This is a genomic window from Sphingomonas sp., assembly GCF_035910975.1.
Classification (GTDB): Bacteria; Pseudomonadota; Alphaproteobacteria; order Sphingomonadales; family Sphingomonadaceae; genus Sphingomonas.
Genome location: NZ_JAMHWM010000042.1, coordinates 54,008 through 71,771 on the forward strand (window position 1 = coordinate 54,008; position 17,764 = coordinate 71,771).

The 17,764-nt window shown below is 67.4% G+C and carries 20 protein-coding genes; 11 read left to right on the forward strand and 9 right to left on the reverse strand.

Annotated features, from left to right (window positions below; genetic code table 11):
* Positions 1-103: 103 nt before the first annotated feature.
* From rpsD to VYI76_RS16085, 4 genes are all read right to left on the reverse strand, one after another.
* Entirely contained in the window at positions 104-718 is a 615-nt protein-coding gene (rpsD, locus tag VYI76_RS16070; protein WP_326525821.1) for a 30S ribosomal protein S4, read from the reverse strand.
* Positions 719-876: 158 nt separating this feature from the next.
* Positions 877-1,146 carry a hypothetical protein gene (locus VYI76_RS16075; RefSeq protein WP_326525822.1) on the reverse strand — a complete coding sequence of 90 codons (270 nt, stop codon included), beginning with the start codon at positions 1,144-1,146 and terminating at the stop codon, positions 877-879.
* Between the two features lie 111 nt (positions 1,147-1,257).
* Entirely contained in the window at positions 1,258-1,515 is a 258-nt protein-coding gene (locus tag VYI76_RS16080) for a hypothetical protein (protein WP_326525823.1), read from the reverse strand.
* A 105-nt stretch (positions 1,516-1,620) separates the two neighbouring features.
* A complete protein-coding gene (locus tag VYI76_RS16085) occupies positions 1,621-2,343 on the reverse strand; it encodes an RNA methyltransferase (protein ID WP_326525824.1) in 723 nt (240 codons plus the stop codon).
* An 88-nt stretch (positions 2,344-2,431) separates the two neighbouring features.
* On the opposite strand from VYI76_RS16085, the gene VYI76_RS16090 reads away from it, so the two are divergent.
* Both VYI76_RS16090 and VYI76_RS16095 read left to right on the forward strand, forming a co-directional pair.
* The gene (locus VYI76_RS16090) at positions 2,432-2,812 is read left to right on the forward strand and encodes a VOC family protein (RefSeq protein WP_326525825.1); all 381 of its coding nucleotides are present in this window, start codon (positions 2,432-2,434) and stop codon (positions 2,810-2,812) included.
* The gene (locus tag VYI76_RS16095) at positions 2,809-2,994 is read left to right on the forward strand and encodes a hypothetical protein (RefSeq protein WP_326525826.1); all 186 of its coding nucleotides are present in this window, start codon (positions 2,809-2,811) and stop codon (positions 2,992-2,994) included. The genes VYI76_RS16090 and VYI76_RS16095 overlap by 4 nt, the downstream gene beginning before the upstream one ends.
* A 429-nt stretch (positions 2,995-3,423) precedes the next feature.
* Here VYI76_RS16095 and VYI76_RS16100 read toward each other — a convergent pair whose 3' ends face one another.
* The 3 genes from VYI76_RS16100 to thrS all read right to left on the reverse strand — a co-directional run bounded on the left by VYI76_RS16100 (position 3,424) and on the right by thrS (position 9,091).
* Entirely contained in the window at positions 3,424-6,201 is a 2,778-nt protein-coding gene (locus tag VYI76_RS16100; protein ID WP_326525827.1) for a TonB-dependent receptor, read from the reverse strand.
* Positions 6,202-6,473: 272 nt separating this feature from the next.
* Positions 6,474-7,004, reverse strand: a complete 531-nt coding sequence (gene infC / locus VYI76_RS16105; RefSeq protein ID WP_326525828.1) for a translation initiation factor IF-3 — start codon at positions 7,002-7,004, stop codon at positions 6,474-6,476.
* Between the two features lie 80 nt (positions 7,005-7,084).
* Positions 7,085-9,091: a threonine--tRNA ligase gene (gene thrS, locus VYI76_RS16110; RefSeq protein ID WP_326525829.1), complete on the reverse strand. Its 2,007-nt coding sequence runs from the start codon at positions 9,089-9,091 to the stop codon at positions 7,085-7,087.
* 144 nt (positions 9,092-9,235) lie between these two features.
* Here thrS and VYI76_RS16115 point away from each other — a divergent pair, with 144 nt between their 5' ends.
* Positions 9,236-9,607, forward strand: a complete 372-nt coding sequence (locus VYI76_RS16115; RefSeq protein ID WP_326525830.1) for a hypothetical protein — start codon at positions 9,236-9,238, stop codon at positions 9,605-9,607.
* Positions 9,608-9,690: 83 nt separating this feature from the next.
* On the opposite strand, the gene VYI76_RS16120 is transcribed toward VYI76_RS16115, so the two are convergent.
* Positions 9,691-10,521: an LD-carboxypeptidase gene (locus VYI76_RS16120; protein WP_326525831.1), complete on the reverse strand. Its 831-nt coding sequence runs from the start codon at positions 10,519-10,521 to the stop codon at positions 9,691-9,693.
* Between the two features lie 57 nt (positions 10,522-10,578).
* On the opposite strand from VYI76_RS16120, the gene VYI76_RS16125 reads away from it, so the two are divergent.
* A complete protein-coding gene (locus VYI76_RS16125) occupies positions 10,579-11,973 on the forward strand; it encodes a glutamate ligase domain-containing protein (protein ID WP_326525832.1) in 1,395 nt (464 codons plus the stop codon).
* 6 nt (positions 11,974-11,979) lie between these two features.
* Here VYI76_RS16125 and VYI76_RS16130 read toward each other — a convergent pair whose 3' ends face one another.
* Positions 11,980-12,276 (reverse strand): hypothetical protein, encoded by a 297-nt coding sequence (locus VYI76_RS16130; protein ID WP_326525833.1) that lies wholly within the window; start codon positions 12,274-12,276, stop codon positions 11,980-11,982.
* A gap of 131 nt (positions 12,277-12,407) precedes the next feature.
* On the opposite strand from VYI76_RS16130, the gene VYI76_RS16135 reads away from it, so the two are divergent.
* From VYI76_RS16135 to VYI76_RS16165, 7 genes are all read left to right on the forward strand, one after another.
* Positions 12,408-12,821, forward strand: coding sequence for a hypothetical protein (locus VYI76_RS16135; RefSeq protein WP_326525834.1), 414 nt, complete (start codon positions 12,408-12,410; stop codon positions 12,819-12,821).
* A complete protein-coding gene (locus tag VYI76_RS16140; RefSeq protein ID WP_326525835.1) occupies positions 12,818-13,027 on the forward strand; it encodes a helix-turn-helix transcriptional regulator in 210 nt (69 codons plus the stop codon). Before VYI76_RS16135 ends, VYI76_RS16140 begins: the two co-directional genes overlap by 4 nt.
* Positions 13,024-13,926, forward strand: coding sequence for an alpha/beta fold hydrolase (locus VYI76_RS16145; RefSeq protein ID WP_326525836.1), 903 nt, complete (start codon positions 13,024-13,026; stop codon positions 13,924-13,926). The genes VYI76_RS16140 and VYI76_RS16145 overlap by 4 nt, the downstream gene beginning before the upstream one ends.
* Positions 13,927-13,975: 49 nt before the next feature.
* Positions 13,976-15,073 (forward strand): YjgN family protein, encoded by a 1,098-nt coding sequence (locus VYI76_RS16150; RefSeq protein WP_326525837.1) that lies wholly within the window; start codon positions 13,976-13,978, stop codon positions 15,071-15,073.
* Positions 15,048-16,136: a M48 family metallopeptidase gene (locus VYI76_RS16155; protein ID WP_326525838.1), complete on the forward strand. Its 1,089-nt coding sequence runs from the start codon at positions 15,048-15,050 to the stop codon at positions 16,134-16,136. The genes VYI76_RS16150 and VYI76_RS16155 overlap by 26 nt, the downstream gene beginning before the upstream one ends.
* Positions 16,137-16,325: 189 nt before the next feature.
* Positions 16,326-17,033, forward strand: a complete 708-nt coding sequence (locus VYI76_RS16160; protein ID WP_326525839.1) for an alpha/beta fold hydrolase — start codon at positions 16,326-16,328, stop codon at positions 17,031-17,033.
* A complete protein-coding gene (locus VYI76_RS16165) occupies positions 17,030-17,764 on the forward strand; it encodes a hypothetical protein (RefSeq protein ID WP_326525840.1) in 735 nt (244 codons plus the stop codon). The genes VYI76_RS16160 and VYI76_RS16165 overlap by 4 nt, the downstream gene beginning before the upstream one ends.

The window sequence follows — 17,764 nt, forward strand, 5'->3', positions numbered from 1 at the left end:
CGCCCTTTTTCTTTCCCGGCATCGCGCCGCGGCGAAGCCGCGTCGTCGGACGGCGCATCGGCGCCGCCGGCCGAGCGCGAACCTCTGCTCATTCCATTCGCGCTTAGCGCGAATAGAATTCCACGACGAGGTTCGGCTCCATCTTCACCGGATAAGGCACTTCGTCCAGCGTCGGTACGCGGATGAAGGTCACCTTGGCCGCGCCGTCCGGGGCGACATATTCGGGGATGTCGCGCTCGGCGAGGCTCTGCGCTTCCATCACCAGCGCCATTTCCTGCGCCTTCGAACCCAGCGTGATTTCCTGGCCCGGGAAGACGCGGCGCGAGGCGACGTTGCACTTCACGCCGTTCACGCGGACGTGGCCATGGCTGACGAGCTGGCGCGCAGCGAAGATCGTCGGCGCGAACTTCGCGCGATAGACGATCATGTCCAGGCGCTGTTCGAGCAGGCCGATCAGGTTCTGGCCGGTGTCGCCCTTCATCCGGGCGGCCTCATGATAGCAGGCGCGGAACTGCTTTTCGGTGACGTCGCCGTAATAGCCCTTGAGCTTCTGCTTGGCGCGCAGCTGGATGCCGAAATCCGACATCTTGCCCTTGCGGCGCTGGCCGTGCTGGCCGGGGCCGTATTCGCGCTTGTTGACGGGCGACTTCGGACGACCCCAGATGTTCTCGCCCATCCGGCGGTCGAGCTTGTACTTGGCGCTGGCGCGCTTCGACATATTCAGTCCTTTGGCAATCGGTTGACGTTGGTTCCGGTATCCGCCGACCGCGCGCCATATGGGCGCGACCGGGCCACCGCTTCACCGGAATGCGGGGCCATTGCGAAGGCGCGGCCACTAGGGCCATGGGCGGCCGAGGTCAAGCCTCGGCCACGGGATCACATGCCCGGATAGCCCGACTGCACCTTGCCGGTGCCCTGGGCACGGCTGCCCATCGGGTCGAGCGCGCGGCCGTTGGGATCGATGCTCTTGTAATATTCGGCCCATTCCGAGGCGGTACGGCAGATGCGCTTGGCGCCCATGCGCGATCCGGTCGCGTCCTCGCGCTTGCAGACCATGCGGTCCTTCTTGGCGTCGGCGGCGGCGGCAGGCGGCGCGGCCTGGACGGGGGCGGCCGCGAGCAGCGCGGTAACAAGTACGGAAATCATCGGTCACTCCACAAGGAAAACTGCATATTCCCCCACGCAATGCTGATCGTCGGCAGGACCACAACCTGCGATGCCACCAGTTGCCGCAACTGCGCAGCAGGGCGACGGCGGCTATCGATTGGCAGCCTGCTCGTAGTTACCGAGCCCCCCGACCCGGCTGCCCATGGGGTCGAGCGCGCGGCCGTTGGGATCAATGCTCTTGTAATATTCGGCCCATTCCGAAGAGCGCTTGCAGATGCGCTTGGCGCCCATGCGCGACCCGGTCGCGTCCTCGCGCTTGCAGACCATGCGGTCCTTCTTCGCCTCCGGGCCGGGATCGGCCGCCTGGGCGGGAGCCATCGCAAGCAGCGCGGTCAGCAGGATGGACATGTCGACGTGCCTTCGAACAGAAACGGGATGCGCCGAAAGTCCCTCAAATCGCCGAATTTTGCAAGATGGCGCGTCACGAACGACAGCCGTGGTACGACGCAGCGCTCAACCGCGCGGCCCTTTCTTGCCCTCCAGCGCCGACAGCACGCCGCGGAAGGTGCGTAGTTCCATGGTGGTCCAGCCGGGCTTGGTCAGCATGCCGCGCAGCGTGCGGCGCGTCGTCGGCACGCGATCGGGCGGATAGTAGAAGCCCGACCGTTCGAGCATCGCATCGATCTGGCCGAACATCCCCTCCCATTCCTCCTGCGGCGCGGGGGGATCGAGCTCGGTCGCCGGCGGGCTCGCCAGCCCCTGCCCCTTCGACCATTCATAGGCGACCAGGATCACCGCCTGCGCCAGGTTGAGGCTGCCGAAATCGGGATTGATCGGCACCGTCAGGATCGCGCGGGCGAGCGCCACGTCGTCGGTCTCCAGCCCCGAGCGTTCGGGACCAAACAGGATAGCGGAACGGCCGGCAGCGGCGTGGATCGCGCCGGCCGCGTCCTCCGGCGTCAGCACCGGCTTGGTCACGCCGCGCTTGCGCACCGTCGTCGCATAGACGTGCGCGCAATCGGCAACCGCATCCGCCACACTGTCGAACACGCGGGCCTCGGCCAGCACGACATCCGCGCCGCTTGCCGCGGGACCTGCGGCCGGGTTGGGCCAGCCGTCACGCGGCGACACCAGCCGCATTTCCGTCAGCCCGAAATTGAGCATCGCGCGCGCCGCCTTGCCGATATTCTCGCCAAGCTGCGGGCGGACGAGGACGATGACAGGCGGCTGGTTCATAGCCTGTGCCTATCCCCCCGTTCGGCGGGTTCGACAAGCCTTGTCGCCCGCCCTATCCTGTCGCCCGGACGATCCGGGGAGAGACGCGATGCCGGTGCTGGGAATGGGTGGCCTGTTCTTTCGCGCGAAGGACCCCGACGCGCTCAATGCCTGGTATCGCGAGCATCTGGGCATCGGCGCGGGATGCGATTCGACCGGCGAGGGCGCGCCCGACGAATGGGCGTGGAAGGTCCAGGGCGGACCGATGGTGTTCGCACCGTTCAAGGCCGACACCGATTATTTCGCCGCCGACAAGGCATTCATGCTCAACCTGCGCGTCAGCGACCTCGATTCGCTGCTCGAACAGCTCAATGCGGCGGGCATCGCGGTGACGGTGAAGCCCGAATGGAATTCGCCCGAGGTGGGCCAGTTCGCGCGCATCCATGACCCAGAGGGGAATGCGATCGAATTGTGGGAGCCGCCGGCATGATCGCAGTCCTGGCGGTGGCGTTGATCGTCGGCGCCGGACTGGTGCTGGCGATGGTGCTGGCGAGCCGTGGTCCGGCCACACGACGGGGCGATGCCGGCGCGGGCGGCGAAGGCGGCGATGGCGGCGGCTGGAGCAGCGACAGCGCATCGAGTTGCGGCGACGGCGGTGGTGGCTGCGACTGACCCCGCCCCCGGCAAAGGTGACGGAAACGCGGTCAATTCGTCCTCGCTTGTCACTTTTGCTACCTTTGCCACCTTTGCCCCGGCCGCGAGTGGACGTCGATACTCGCCGCGGCCCCATCCGGGTGGAAGCAGAAGAAATCCAACTTCTCAAGGCTGGGAGACCGTGGATCGGGTGGTTTAAGGCGTCCGTGGCTAACCGTGATCGGGCGTATGCGTGCGGTTCCAAGGTTCGCCGGGAAACGAACGGCTCGCGCTCCAACCGACGGGCAAGTCAGCGATCAAAGAAACAACAGCCGGACATCTACTGGGATGCCCGGCTGTTGTTTCTCTCGTCTTTCCGCCACGCCGTCGGACGTGTTCGGCGTTGCCGAACCCGCCGCCCGACGTGGCGAGTCCTCGCTTAGCTCGCGCTAAGCGAGGCCGCCCGTGTCAGAACCTCACCCGGCCCGTCACGCCATAGGTGCGCGGTTCGGCCAGATATTGCGAGAAGATCTGGCGGCCGCCGGGATATTGCGGATCGGCGAACGGCGCCGCCGTCGTGCCCGCCTGGAACGGCGAGTTGAACGCGACCTGGGCGTAATCCTTGTCGAAGATATTCTGGCCCCAGAATTCGAGCGCCCAGCGTTCACCGGGCCCGCGGATGCCGATGCGGGCGTTGGCGACGAAGAAGCTGTCCTGCGCCTTCTGTGGGAACAGATCGGAACCGGTGTTGTAATCGTCGCTCAGGCGGCCGTCGATGTAGAACAGACCCGACAGGCCCGATCCGCCGAGACGCGGCGTCCAGGCGAACGAGCTGGTCGCCACCCATTCCGGCGCGTTCGACAGGCGTTTGCCCGGCAGCACGCGCAGCGCCGGATCGAGCGGCAGGCCCGCCTGCGACCCGACCAGGTTGCTGCGATAGCTGGTGTCCGACCAGGTGATGCCGAGCGCGAAGTTCACGTCGCGCGCCGGCTGGAGGTTCGCCTCCAGCTCGACGCCCTGCGAGCGCACGCCGTACTTGACGTTATCGGCCGCGCAGGCGCCGGTCGCCGCGCTCAGATCGCGGTCGGCACCGGCCAGATCGGTCGAGCAGCTGTTCACCGTCGCGACCAGGAAGACGGTGCCGTTGAAGGTGTTGAGCTGGAAGTTCTTGAATTCCTGGCGGAAGGCGGCGGCGGTGATCGTCACCGGCCCGCGCGCGTACTTTGCGCCGATTTCGAAGGCGTTGACCTTTTCCGGATCGAACTGGAGCGCGCCGGCCAGCGCCTGCGCGCCGCCCACGGTCGCCGCGAACGGCAGGACCGGCGACTTGAGCGCCGAGCGGTCGAGGTTGAAGCCGCCCGCCTTGTAGCCGCGCGAATAGCTGGCGTAGAGCAGCAGCGGATCGGACGGCTTGTACGACAGCACGGCAGTGCCGGTGATCTCGTCTTCCTTGCGGCTGGAATTGATGCTGACGCCGTTCAGTTCGGCCGTGGAATTGCCCTGGCACGACAGGCCGATGATGCCGCCCGCCACCGGCGCGAGGCCGGCGTTGGACAGGAACGGCACCAGCGCGGTCTGATTCTGCACGCAGGCGACGTTGTCGTTGGTGAAGCTGGCGTTCAGCCGCTTGCGTTCGTTGGTGTAGCGGGCGCCGAGGGTCAGATCGACCCGGTCGGTGATGTGGAAGATGTTGTGCGTGAAGAACGCATAGTTGCGGCTGTTCTGGTGATAGCGATCGGCGATCGAACCCTTGTCGTTGATCCCGTCGAGCCGGTTGATCGCGGCGACGAGCGCCGGGCCGGCGGCGCCGAACGGCGAGGCCACGCCAGGCACCAGGCCCGACAGCACCGCGGAACCGGTCGGCGAGAGACAGCCCGTGCTGGTCGGCGAATAGAATTGCGCGAGCGCGCCGCCCGAGACGAGGCGGCAGGTGGCGAAGCGGCCATACTGGTTGCCGAAGCGCAGATTATCGACGACGTCGAGATCCTCGTCGGCGAAATAGCCGCCGACCAGCCAGTCCAGCTTGCCGCCGAACGCCTCGCCCTGCAGGCGCAGTTCCTGGCTCAGCGTCTTGAATTCGCGACCCGACAGGCCGTTGGCGGCGCGATAGAGGATGTCGACCGCCGAATAATCGGTGTCCGAACCCTGATCGGACTTGTAGTGGCGATAGGCGGTGATCGAGGTGAGCGTGGCGCCGCCCAGGTTCCAGTCGACCTGGCCCGAAACGCCCCAGTCCTTCGTCGTCCCGGCGAAGCTGCGGCCCGGCGAGGTCGAGATCGTGCGATCATAACCGGCGGCATTCACCCGTGCCAGCGGCTGGCCGAGATCGCGGATCACGTTGATGATGTTGTTGCCGTTGGCATTGGGAAGCGCCGCGGTGGTCGGCAGGGTCGAAAGCTCGTTGAGATCGCCGATGAACGGGTTGATCGACCGGCCGACATAGGTCGCGGCGCAGCATTTCTCGTCACGCTTGGTATAATCGGCGATCAGGCGGATGCTGAGGTCGCTCGACGGCTCGAAACGCAGCTGGCCGCGCACGAAATAGCGGTTGCGATCGTTGACGTCGGTGTTGTTGGCGGGATCCCAGTAGAAGCCGTCGCGCTTCGCATAGACGCCATCGACGCGCAGCGCCGCCGTCTCGCCCAGCGGGGCGTTGAGCGCGCCCTGGAAGCGCCAGGCGTCGTAATTGGCGTAGGTCGCCTCCGCCATGCCGCTGAAGCCCGAGAAGCTCGGCTGCTTCGAGATGATGTTGATGACGCCCGCCGACGCGTTGCGGCCCGACAGCGTGCCCTGCGGCCCGCGCAGCACCTCGACGCGCTCGACCTCGCCCAGCTCGTTCATGCCGACGCCCGAGCGCGAACGATAGACGCCATCGATGAACACCGCGACCGAGCTTTCGAGGCCCGGGTTGTCGCCGACGGTGCCGATGCCGCGTACACGGGCCGAGGTGTTGGCCTCCGACCCCGTCGACGAGACGAGCAGCGACGGCGCGAGCTGGTTGAGCTGGCGGATGTCGTTGGCGCCGGAGAGCTGGAGCTGCTCGGTCGAAACCGCCGACACGGCGACCGGAACGTCGGCCAGGCGCTCTGCGCGGCGCGTCGCGGTGACGACGACGTCGCCCGCGCTGGTATAGCCCTGATCCTGTTCCGTCCCGGCGGTGTCCTGCGGGCCGGCCGCGGTCTGCGCCGCGGCGGGCAGCGCAATCGCGGACGCGGCAACGGTGACGAGCAGTGCGAGCTTACGCATGGTCGGCAATCCTCTCTTTTCGAATTCTGTTTTTATCGTTGCCGCACTGTGTGCCGCGCCGCGCGGCACTTGGCTAGCCCCCCGCCATACCGGAAGATGCGGATTTCCTAGGGAAAGTGCGCAATTGACACAGTTGCAAGTAGCAACTCATCTCCCGCGGCGGCATTTTTTGAGTGATCCCGGTGTGTTAATGACGGAACGGGCGCAGAAAAACGGCCGCCGGCGGAAACCCCGCCGGCGGCCGAAATTTCAATACCCGGCTTTCGAAAAAGCTATTTCGGGGCCAGCACCATCAGCATCTGGCGACCTTCCATGCGCGGATATGCCTCGACCTTCGCCACCTCGGCGACCTGCTCGGCGACGCGCTGGAGCACATTCATGCCGAGCTGGCCGTGGCTCAACTCGCGCCCGCGAAAGCGCATGGTGACCTTCACCTTGTCGCCCTCGCCGATGAACTCGACCACCTTCTTCATCTTGGTGTCATAGTCGTGGTCGTCGATGTTCGGACGCATCTTGATCTCCTTGATCTCCTGCGTCTTCTGCGACTTGCGGGCGAGGTTCGCCTTTTTCTGCGCCTCGTACTTGTACTTGCCGACATCGAGGAACTTGGCGACCGGCGGATCGGCGTTGGGCGATACCTCAACCAGGTCCAGCCCGAGCTCGCGCGCCTGCTCCATAGCTTCGCGCGTGTACATCACACCCAGATTCTCGCCCTCGTGATCGATCACGCGGACCTTGGGGGACTGGATGAATTCGTTGAACCGGGGGCCGGTCAATGCCGGCTGCATCGGCCGGCGCATCATGGGCGGACGGATAGTCTGGTCTCCTGTAGCAATCTGACGGGCGCTATATAGGGAAAACGCTCAACAAGCGAAAGTACCCGTCAGCAGAGGTCCGGCGGCGTCGCTTCCACGTTCAGTCGGGCCACGATTTCGTCGAGCGGCACGAATTCCTGGCGGTCAGAGCCGAGGCGGCGAACGGCGACCCTGCCCTCCTCCGCCTCGCGCTTGCCGACGACGAGCAGCGCGGGAACCTTCGCCAGCGAGTGCTCGCGCACCTTGTAGTTGATCTTCTCGTTGCGCAGGTCGGTATCGACGCGGATGCCGGCGGCGCGCAGCCGTGCCGCGACCTGGCGGGCATAATCATCGGCGTCGCTGACGATCGTCGCGACCACCGCCTGGACCGGCGCGAGCCACATCGGGAAGCGGCCGGCGTGATGCTCGATCAGGATGCCGATGAAGCGTTCGAACGTACCCAGGATCGCGCGGTGGAGCATCACCGGCCGGTGGCGCTCGCCATCCTCGCCGACGTAGCTCGCGTCGAGGCGATCGGGCAGTACGCGATCCGACTGGATCGTGCCGACCTGCCACGTGCGGCCGATCGCGTCGGTCAGGTGAAATTCCAGTTTCGGGGCGTAGAAGGCGCCCTCGCCCGGCAGTTCCTCGAACTTCGCCTTGATCGCGTCGCTGAGCGAAGATTGCTGGACGGCCTGGCGCAGTTCCTCCTCGGCGATGTCCCACATCTCGTCCGAACCGAACCGCTTCTCCGGGCGCAGCGCCAGCTTCACGGCGTAATCGGTGAAGCCCAGATGCTCGTACACGCTGTCGAGCAGCTCGCAGAACTTACGAACCTCGGCCACCACCTGATCCTCACGGACGAAGATGTGCGCGTCGTCCTGGGTGAACTGGCGCACGCGCATGATGCCGTGGAGCGCGCCGTGCGGTTCGTTGCGATGGCAGCAGCCGAATTCGGCCATGCGGATCGGCAGATCGCGGTAGCTCTTGATACCCTGCTTGAAGATCAGGACATGCGCCGGGCAGTTCATCGGCTTCAATGCCATCAGGTCGGCGTCGGCGGAGATAACCGCGCCCTCATCCTCGGTGTTCGGCACCTCGTCGGGCACCACGAACATGTTCTCGCGATACTTGCCCCAGTGGCCCGACTGTTCCCACTGGCGGGCGTCCATCAACTGCGGAGTCTTGACCTCCGCATAGTCGGCGGCGTCGAGGCGGCGGCGCATGTACGCCTCCAGCTGGCGCCACAGGATGAAGCCGTTGGGGTGCCAAAATACCGAACCCTGCGCCTCCGACTGGAGGTGGAACAGGTCCATTTCCTGTCCGATCTTGCGGTGATCGCGCTTGCCCGCCTCCTCCAGCATGTGGAGGTGTGCGTCGAGTTGCTTCCTGTTCAGCCAGCCGGTGCCGTAGATGCGGCTGAGCATCGCGTTTTTCTGGTCGCCGCGCCAATAGGCGCCCGATACGCGCGTGAGCTTGAACGCCTGGGGATCGAGCTTGCCGGTCGAGGCGAGGTGCGGCCCGCGGCACATGTCGAGCCAGGCGCCCTCGCCCTTCCCCGCGCGGTACACGGTAAGTTCCTCGCCCTCGGGCAGTTCCTGCGCCCACTCAGCCTTGAAGCTTTCACCCTGCGCCGCCCAGCGATCGATCAGCGCCTGGCGCGTCCACACCTCGCGGATCAGTGGTTCGTCCTTCGCGATGATCTCACGCATCTTCGCCTCGATCGCGGGCAGGTCCTCCTCGGTGAACGGACGATCCTTCGGCGCGAAATCATAGTAGAAGCCGTCGTCGGTGGCGGGTCCGAAGGTGATCTGGGTGCCGGGGAACAGCGCCTGCACGGCCTCCGCCAGCACATGCGCGAAATCATGGCGGGCGAGTTCGAGCGCGTCGGCCTCGTCCCTCGCCGTCACCAGCGCGAGTTGTGCATCACCCTCGAACGCGCGGCCGATGTCGCGCAGTTCGCCGTCGACCCGCGCGGCGATCGCCGCCTTGGCGAGGCCGGGCCCGATCGCCGCGGCGATATCCGCCGGGGTAGTCCCCGGGGCTACCTCACGGACGGAACCGTCGGGCAGCGTGATGCGGAAATGCGCGGACATGGGGGTGGGCCTTACTTGAAATGGAGCGCGCGCCTATGCCGTGAGAGACCGGCGTAAGGCAAGCGGCCACTATCCGTCGCCCCAGCGAACGCTGGGGCATCACGCTAAGCTTGCCGCCCCACCGGCCTGAGCTAAGATGTTGTCATGAGATTGCCGCTTGCCGATCTATCCGAACCCGGCCGGTACCGCCTGACGGCGTTGGGGCTGCTGTGCATGGCGATCGGCGCACCAATAGCAATTTCCGTCGCCGGCTGGCCTGACTGGCTTCGACTCGCCGTTGGAGCACCGGCATATATCTGGTTGATCGTCTTGACATATCGCCGCCTGCGCGACGCGGCACTAGCCGAGGCATGGATCGGATTCATGGTGATCCCATTCAACGTCGGTCCCGCATGGGAACCCACCGATGGAATAGCCATCCATGTTGGAAATATCATGATCTTGCTGCCAATCATGTTGGCGTCAATCACTCCCACTGGATTCGGCGCAAATCCGGCAGAATCGACTACGGGATAGCCTGACGCCGCCCCGCCGTCAGACCTGACCGGCGTTGCCGGTCCCGCTGCCCGACGTGGCGAGTCCTGTGATTGCTCTTGCAATCACAGGCCGCCCGCGACTCCGAACGGCACGACCATATTGTCCGCGTCATGCCCCACCCGCGCGCGGCCGAGGTAGGGCACGCCCATGTCGCGGCACCAGCGCTCCATCATCTGGTCCAGCGTCTCCCCGAACTGTTCGGCGCCCTCGTCGGCGGGGACGTCGGTGACGCTGCCCAGGCGGACGCCGGCGATGCCCTTCAACTGCGTCGCGTTCGCCATCTGGAACAGCAGGCGGTCGATCCGGTAATAGCTCTCGCCGACTTCCTCGAGGTAGAGGATGTGATCGGTCAGGTCGGGCACCCAGGGCGTGCCGAGCAGCGCGCACAGGATGACGAGGTTGAAGCAGGCCGCCGGGCGACCATCGAGCGTCGGCTCCAGCACCCGCCGATCCTGATCGACCAGCCAGCCGAGCGCGCGGCCGACGGGGATACCGCTCGACCGTTCGGTGACGTTCGACGCCATCGGGCCGTGCACAGGCTTGCCGATCCGCCGGGCGTAGAGCGCGCCGAGCAGGAAGCCCATGTCGGAAAAGCCGAGATAGCTCTTGTCGCGCGCCGCCGCGCCCAGCTCCGGCATCACCTCGCGCAGGATTCGGTTCGAGCCATAGCCGCCACGGCCGAACCAGATCGCGTTTACGCTCGGGTCATTGGCGTATTTCAGGAAGGTCTCGGCCCGGACCCGGTCATTGCCGGCGAAATGCCCCTCTACCAGGAAGGATTGCGGATCGATCACCAGTTCGACCTGCGGATAATAGAGCGCGGCGAAGGCGGCGACGCGGGCGGCGCCGGCCGGGCTGATCGAACGCGCCGGCGCGCAGACGGCGATCTTCACCGGCGGAGGATCGCGAAAGGGGTGGCGGAGCGCATCAGCCCGCGATAGCGCGGCGCGATGCTAGTCGGCAAACGCTTCTTCTTCGTGGGTATCGGCGGTTCGGGGATGATGCCGCTGGCGATGATCCTGGCCGGGCGCGGCGCGCTGGTCGCGGGATCGGACCGCAGCCTGGACGCCGGGCGCGTGCCCGCGAAGTTCGACGCGCTGAAGGCACTGGGCATCGCGCTCCACCCGCAGGACGGCAGCGGCGTCGTGTCGGCCGACCAGACCGTCGTCGCCTCCGCCGCGGTGGAGGGCAGCGTGCCCGACATGATCGCCGCGGCGCGGATCGGTGCCGCGCGGATGACGCGGGCGGAACTCAACGCGCTGCTGTTCAACCAGGCGGCGCTGTCGATCGGCGTCGCGGGGACCAGCGGCAAGTCGACCGTCACCGGCATGATCGGCTGGATCCTGCACGCATGCGGCCGCGACCCGACGGTGATGAACGGCGCGGTGATGAAGAACTTCGTCGCTCCGCACGCGCCCTTCGCCTCCGCGCTGGTCGGCGATCCCGCGACTTATGTCAGCGAAGTCGATGAGAGCGACGGATCGATCGCGCTGTACGATCCGCGGATCGCGGTGCTCAACAACGTCAGCCTCGACCACAAGTCGCTGGAGGAGTTGCGGACGCTGTTCGGCGACTTCTCTGCAAAGGCGCGGGCGACCGTGGTCAATGTCGGCGATGCCGAAGCGGCGGCGCTGGCGGTGACGCTGGATCGCGACCGGCTGACGACGGTGGCGATCGGGCGACCGGCGGACCTGACGGCGGAAAACCTCGCGCCGGAGCCGTTCGCGATCGGGTTTGACCTGATCACGGGCGACACGCGACGGCGGGTGCGGCTGGCGGTGCCAGGCGCGCATAACGTCGCCAATGCGCTGGCAGCGATCGCGGCGTGCGTCGCGGCGGGCGTGGGCCTGGACGACGCTGTCGAAGCGATCACGGGCTTCACCGGCCTCCGCCGCCGCTTCGAGCTGGTCGGCGAGGCGGGCGGCGTCGCGGTGATCGACGATTTCGGGCACAACCCGGACAAGATCGCCGCCACACTGGCGACGCTCCACGCCTTTCCCGGCCGCGTGCTCGCGCTGTTCCAGCCGCACGGCTATGGCCCGCTGAAGGTGATGCGGCGCGAACTCGTCGCGACCTTCGTCGAGCATCTGGCGGCGGACGACGTGCTGGTGCTGCCCGACCCGGTATATCAGGGTGGCACGGTGGCGCGCGAAGTGGGCAGCGCGGAGATCGCGGCCGACGTCGCCGTTTCCGGGCGGCAGGCGCTGCATATCCCCGATCGCGCGGCGGCGGCGGCGCACCTGGTGGCGACCGCTCGGCCCGGCGACCGCATCGTCGTGATGGGCGCGCGCGACGACACGCTGAGCCTGCTGGCGAACGAGATGGTGGAGCGGCTGAGGGGCTGACCCCATTCAGTTCTTCGCCGTCTCCTCGCCGCCGCCGACGACCTCGGCCGGGTCGAGGCCGTTCTTCTTGAGATAGTCGAACAGCGCGATCGCCAGACGCTGCGCGCCGGGCACCGTCATCACCACGCGGGCGTTGGCGACGAAATGCATCGGCGACGGCGCCGCCGGCTCCGCCATCTTGAGCGTCGCCAGCGTAATGCGGATCGTGCCGTTGACATAGTCGAACGCGATCGCCTCGTCGGTGAAGACATCGGCGACGAACGGGTTGGACACGACGGGAAGCCCGCCTGCTCTATCGGCCATGGCCGGTCTCCTTGGAAATTGGCCGAGCCTATGCGGACGCCGGCGGCCGGGCGCAAGGATGGAAAGTTCACTTGACATGACAAGCACACTTTACGTAAAGCGTGCTTGTCATGATTCGAAAGGACTTCCCGATGCCCACCCGTCCGATGCCGCCCGCGATGCGCCGCTATACCTGGCGGCTGATCGGCATGATGACGCTCTATGTCGTCGCGCTGGTCGGCGCGAACCTGTGGTTCCGGCACGCGACCCCGCAGGGCGCGCTGGCCTATCTGGTCGCCGCGCTGCCCGCCCTGCCGATCATCGGCGTATTCGTGGTGATCGGCCGCCTGCTGATCGAGATGGAGGACGAATATGTCCGCATGCTGCTGGTCCGCCAGTCGCTGATCGCCACCGCCTTCATGCTGTCGGTCACGACTGTCTGGGGTTTTCTGGCCGGGTTCGGCCTGGCCCCGGAAATCTGGAACGGGGTGGCGGTGCTGTGGTTTTCCGGCCTGGGCGTCGGCGGGATCGTCAACTGGATCATCGAAAGCCGGGGCGCGGCATGAAGAACCGCCTGAGGGAATTGCGCGGCGAGCGCGGCTGGAGCCAGCAGGCGCTGGCCGAGGCGCTGGAGGTATCGCGCCAGAGCGTCAACGCGATCGAGACCGGACGCTATGATCCGTCCCTGCCCCTCGCCTTTCGCATCGCCGACCTGTTCGAACTGGCGATCGAGGATATCTTCGTCAATCCCGCGCTGGAGACCGAGCAATGATGATCCGGCTGCTGTGCCTTATTGCCGCCATCGCCCTGTCGATGCCGCTGCACGCCGAGATGCTGGAGAGCAAGCGCATCACCGTGCTTGTCGAAGGGAATGGGCCGGACGTGGTGCTGATCCCCGGCCTCTCCTCCCCGCGCGAAGTGTGGGACGCGACGCGCAGGCAGCTTGCCGGTCGCTATCGCCTGCACATCGTCCAGGTCCGCGGGTTCGCGGGCGACGATCCCGGAGACAATGCCGCAGGCCCGGTGCTGGAGCCGCTGACACGCGAGATCGCCGACTATATCGACGACGCGATCATCGACCGCGACCGGCCAGGCCATATCGGCCCGCGCAACCCCGCGCCGGCGGTGATCGGGCATTCGATGGGCGGGCTGATCGGCATGAAGATCGCGGCGCAGGAGCCGCAGCTGGTCGGGCGGCTGATGGTGGTCGATGCCCTGCCCTTTTTCGGGACGCTGCTGATGCCCGACGCCACCGCGGACAAGGTCGCGCCCCGCGCCGCGCAGATGCGCGACTTGCTGCTGGCCCGCGCCGACGCGGCGAAGGCGGTGGCGGACCCGGCCGTGACCGCGGACCCCGGCGGAAACCTGTCCATCACGCCGGAGGGACGGATGCAGGTCGCGCGCTGGGCCGCAAAGGCCGACCTGCGGGTCGTGGCGCAGGCGATGTACGAGGACATGATCCTGGACCTGCGCGGCGATCTGGGCAGGATCGCCGCCCGGCCGTTCACCGTGCTGTACGCCGCCGCCGCGCCCGAGGCGAAGCCCATGTGGGAACGCGACTATGCCGGATCGCGCGCGACGCTGGTCGGCATTGCCGACAGCCGGCACTTCATCATGCTGGACCAGCCGGCGCGTTTCGCGAGCGAGGTGGACGCCTTTCTGGGGCGATGAGGGAAAGCGCTTGACCGCCGCCGCCGCCTGGCGCTCAATCCGGCGCGATATGGGGGTATCATCGATGGATCAGGACGAGGCGGCGCCGAGCGCGTTCGCATTCAGGGGCACGTGGCAGGAATTCGCGCCGATCGCGTTCACCAACCTGCTGCTGACGATCGTGACGCTGGGCGTGTACAGTTTCTGGGCGCGGGCACGCGAGCGGCGATATCTGTGGAGCCGCACGCGCTTCATCGACGAGCGGCTGGAATGGACCGGCACGGGGCTGGAGCTGTTCATCGGCTGGGTGCTGGTGCTGGTGCTGTTCCTGGCCCCGCTGCTCGCACTGCAGTTCGGCATCCAGGCGCTGATCCTGCGCGGGCACAACGGCATCGCCGCGTTGCTGGGCATCGTCGCCTATCTGGCGATCTTCTACCTGATTGGCGTCGCGGTGTTCCGCGCGCTGCGCTACCGCCTCAGCCGCACCTTCTGGCACGGCATCCGCGGCGGCAGCGACGACCAGGGCTTCGGCTATGCGCTCCAGTACATGTGGCGGACGATCGTCGGCTTCGTGGCGTTCGGCCTGATGGTTCCGTGGTCGATGACCAGCCTGTGGAACCGCCGCTGGAACGCGATGAGCTTCGGCCCGTACCGCTTCAGCGCCGATGCCGACTGGAACAAGATCATCGGGCGCTACCTGCTGATCTTCGTGGCAGTCATCGTTATGGGTTTCGTCATGGTAGGCGGCGGCTTGATGGCAGCATCGGCCTTGGGACCCGAGCGTACAGCCCAAGACGCACGTGCCGCCATGGGCATTGCATTGCTGGTCGGGCTTCTGGGTTTCTATATCATCGTCCCGCTCCTGTCCCTCGCCTTCTACGCCGCCTATTTTCGCGAGGCGGTGGGCAAGCTGTCGCTCGGCGGACTCGATTTCGGGTTCGAGGCGCGGACCAAGGACTGGCTGAAGCTGTTCCTGGGCAACATCGCGCTGGTGATCGTGACGCTGGGCATCGGCATCATCTTCCTCGGCTATCGCAACTGGAGCTTCTTCATCCGCCACCTGCACGCATATGGCGAACTCGACCTCGACGAACTGACCCAGTCGACCACGCGGCTGCCGGGCCAGGGCGAAGGGCTGCTCGATGCGTTCGATGTCGGCGCGATCTGACGTCGTCGTCGGCCATTATGACGGGCTGAGCGGTGTCCGCCGCCGTCCCGTCCTGATGGCCGAGGGCGATCATTTCCACCTGATCGACGACGATCGCCGCGACGGGCCGTTCGCCTTCGCGATGCTGACCGCGCTGGGCGCGCACGACGGCGTCGCGCAATATGGGCTGAAGGGGCGGCCCGGCTGGCGGATCGACATCGAGCTGCCGCTGCCCGAGGGGCTGGCGACGAGGCTGCCGGGCGAGGTGCGCTATGGCGGGTTCCTGGACCGCGTCGGATTGTGGGGCGGCGCGGCGATCTGTGCCGCGATCGCGGCGGTGACAGTGTTCACCGTGGCGCAGATTCCGACGCTGGCGGCGCGGTTCGTGCCCCGCGAGGCGGAACGGCGGCTGGGCGACCTGATGGTCGGCGATTTCGGCAACCGCACCTGTGAGGCACCCGCCGGCAAGGCCGCGCTGGAACAGCTCGTCACCCGGCTCGGCCCGGATGCCCGCATCGCCGACATCCGCGTGGTCAATGTCGGCATGGTCAACGCCGTCGCGCTGCCCGGCGGGCATGTGCTGGTGTTCGAAGGCCTGCTGCGCCGCGCGCAATCGCCCGACGAGGTGGCCGGCGTGATCGCCCACGAACTCGGCCATGTCGAGCACCGCGACGTGCTGGCCGCGCTGATCCGCCAGATGGGGCTGTCGGTGGTGCTGGGCGGCCTGGGCGGCGATGTCGGCGGCTGGGTCAACACCGTGCTCGCCGCCGGCTATTCGCGCGAGGCGGAAAGCCGGGCCGACGGCTATGCGATCGACGTGCTGGGCGAAGCCGGCGTTTCGGCACGCGGCACGGCGGACTTCTTCGCCCGGATGGCGAAGGGCGAGGCGGCGCTGGGCAAGGCGGGGCGGCTCGCGGTCTACATGTCCACCCACCCGATGTCCGACGAACGGCGCCAGCGGTTCGAGGGCAAGGCCAGGGCGCAGGCGAACGCGACGCCGGCGCTCGACGCCCGGCAATGGCGCGACCTGCGCGCGATCTGCCGCGACGATCCCGACGTGTCGAAGAGCGAGATGCGGTTCTGAGGGGGAGCAACTGGCCCCCCTCCCCGTTCGTGCGGAGCTTGTCGAAGCACCGCTCTGTGATCCGCGCGCACTGAACTTGCGGCACTAAGCACGGTGCTTCGACAAGCTCAGCACGAACGGGGGAGACGTAACGTTGCGCCGTTCCGGCCGCCCTTCCCCCGCCACGCCCCCTCCCCTACAGCCGCCGACATGACCGATCGCACGCTTGCCTGCCACCACACGCCCGGCCGTGGGCCCACCCTCATCTTCCTGCCCGGCTATGCCAGCGACATGACCGGCACCAAGGCGCTGGCGGTCGAGGCGTGGGCGAAGGCGCATGGGCGTGCGTGCCTGCGCTTCGACTATGCCGGCTGCGGGGCCAGTCCGGGGCGGTTCGAGGATTACACACTGGCCGACTGGCGCGACGATGCGCTGGCGGCGATCGACGAACTGGTCACGGGCCCGGTGGTGCTGGTCGGATCGTCGATGGGCGGTTGGATCATACTGCTGGCCGCACTCGCGCGGCCGGACCGCGTCGTCGGGCTGGTCGGCATCGCGGCTGCCCCCGATTTCACCAGCTGGGGCTTCACCCCCGAGCAGAAGGCGACCTTGCGCGAACACGGGCGACTGGAGGAGGCATCCCCCTATTCGGACCAGCCGACCGTCACCACGCTCGCCTTCTGGGAAGCCGGCGAGCGGCTGCGCGTGATGCAGCCGGTCATTGCGATCGATTGCCCCGTGCGACTGATCCATGGACAGGCCGATCCCGACGTGCCGTGGGAACTGTCGGTGAACCTGGCGAACGCAATCCGTTCAGCCGATGTGCAGACGGTGCTGGTCAAGGACGGCGACCACCGGCTGTCGCGCGATGCCGATATCGGCACGCTCATCAGCACGATCGAGATGCTGACGCCATGATCCTGCTCGCCCTGATGCTCCAGAGCGCCGCGCCGCCCGAGGCGAGCGAGGCGCGCTACGATCGCTGCGTCGACCTGGCGACGGCCGATCCGGTCGCCGGCCAGCGGGAGGCGACCGGATGGGCGCTGGGCAGCGGCGGACCGCCCGCGCGCCAGTGCCTGGGCATCGCCTATGCCAACCAGGGCAAATATGCCGCCGCCGCCGGCACGTTCGAGGATGCGGCGCGCGCGGCGGCGACCGCGAAGGACGCCCGCGCCGGCAATTACTGGGCACAGGCGGGCAATGCCTGGCTGGCGGCGGGCGATGCGGCCAAGGCGCGCGTCGCGCTCGACGCCGCGCTGGCGGGCGGGACGCTGAAGGATCTGGCGCTGGGCGAGGCGCATCTGGATCGTGCCCGCGCGGCTGTCGCGGCGGGCGACAGCGCGGCGGCGCGCGGCGACCTCGACCAGGCGCTACTCCATGCGGCCGCAGATCCGCTGGCGTGGCTGTTGTCGGCGACGCTGGCGCGGCGCACCGGCGACCTGCCGCGTGCGAAAGCGGACATCGCGCAGGCGCTGGAGCGCGCGGGCGACGACGCGGCGGTGCAGCTCGAAGCGGGCAACATCGCGGCGCTGGCCGGCGACGAGGCCGGCGCGCGCGGCGGCTGGACGAAGGCGGCGCAACTGGGCGGCGACGGACCGGTCGCGGCGTCGGCCAGGGCCGCGCTCGCGCAGTTCGAGGCTGGCAAATAG